Annotated in this window: 1 protein-coding gene; it reads left to right on the forward strand. The window is 59.5% G+C overall.

Translation table 11 applies throughout. From position 1 onward, the window contains the following. The coding region (locus ACIQ2D_RS22015) for a helix-turn-helix domain-containing protein (protein WP_402867421.1) at positions 1–837 on the forward strand (837 nt) is incomplete at its 5' end. Positions 838–1,364 lie beyond the last annotated feature (527 nt).

Here is a 1,364-nt window from a genome sequence, read left to right on the forward strand (position 1 = left end):
CGATACCTTGATCTCGCTGCGCGAACCGACTTCCTCGAACTGTTGTCGGTCATAGTGTGGGAGACGGTCGAAACGAGCACCGAGGAAATGGTGCGCGGCTACCAAGTTGCTCAAGGAGGACTCGAGGAGATTCGAGCCGAGGCATTCGACCAACTGCTCATAGACGGAGCAGCTAATCACGTCGCCGTTGACAACGCCGCCCAGATTCTCGGCCTGCCAGTCTCGGGTACATTCCTGTGTCCTGTCGGGGATTTTGGCGTTCCCCAACCCGAGCTAATCGGCGGCTGCGCCCATCGATTGAGTTCCAGCGGCATCGCTCACCATTTCGGTTGGTACGGACATGAGTTACGTGCGATCGTTCACCGTCCGAATACCAGAACCAACCTCATCGACTATCTTGTCGCACTGGAGGACCACGTCTGCACCGTGGTGGACGCCGAGGGACTCGCACACGTTCCTGGCGCAATTCGCCTTGCACGGACCACAGTCGAAGGCCGAGTCACTCCAGGGGTGCGCCATGTGCGCGAGACCTGGTTGCACACTATCGCAGCTGGAAACGCCGAAGTAGCCGATGCTGTGCACAAGGCAGTGTTCGGTCCACTACAAATGCTGAGCGAGTACGAGCGCACCGCTCTGTTGGAGACTGTCGGCGACCTGGTCGCGTACGGGGGAACTATCGCGAACATCGCCGAACGCACACACAGGCACCGAAACACGGTGCGCCGACGCCTTCGGGACTTCACCACCCTCACTGGGCTCGATGTCACAAGCACCAGCGACCTAGCTGTCACGGCCCTCGCGTTGACCGTCGAACAACGCCGTTCACACAGTGGATAGAGAAGGATCAGCTACGACTTTCGCGCACCGATGCCGGGTGCCTCAACTGGAATGTTATTGATGGCGCTCGGAATCGTGCCGGGCCCGGGCGACGGTCGAGAGGTCACAGCTGCGCCCGACTTGGCCACTCTCCGGTGGCACTACACCCGACCACGCGCTCTGCCGCACCAGATCATGGACTCACCCAGGTACTGGGCCAGTAACTCGCGGTCTTCCGCAGCCCGCAGATAGCGTCGGGCAACATCGCAATCCGATTGTTTGTGGGTGTGCGACCTTCAATGAGGCTGAGTTACCAGCGTCCGCCACTGCTGTTCGGCTCGGGCTTAACGGATTACCAGCATCGCCCCCGGCGATCCGAAAGCGTCCCGCTCGTCCCTCCCGATTGTGGAGCTGAAAATTCTTACCGTTCAGGTCAGTCGAAAGTCGTATGCCTAATGTTCTTGTTCTGGCGCGTTAGGAGTAGCGTTCCGCTTCGGTGACTATCCGATAATCTTCGTGCCGAACCTTCGGACCTATCGTGAGGAGTT

The sequence above is a fragment of the Lysinibacillus sp. NPDC097287 genome, assembly GCF_044761695.1.
In the GTDB taxonomy this organism is placed as follows: Bacteria; Bacillota; Bacilli; order Bacillales_A; family Planococcaceae; genus Lysinibacillus.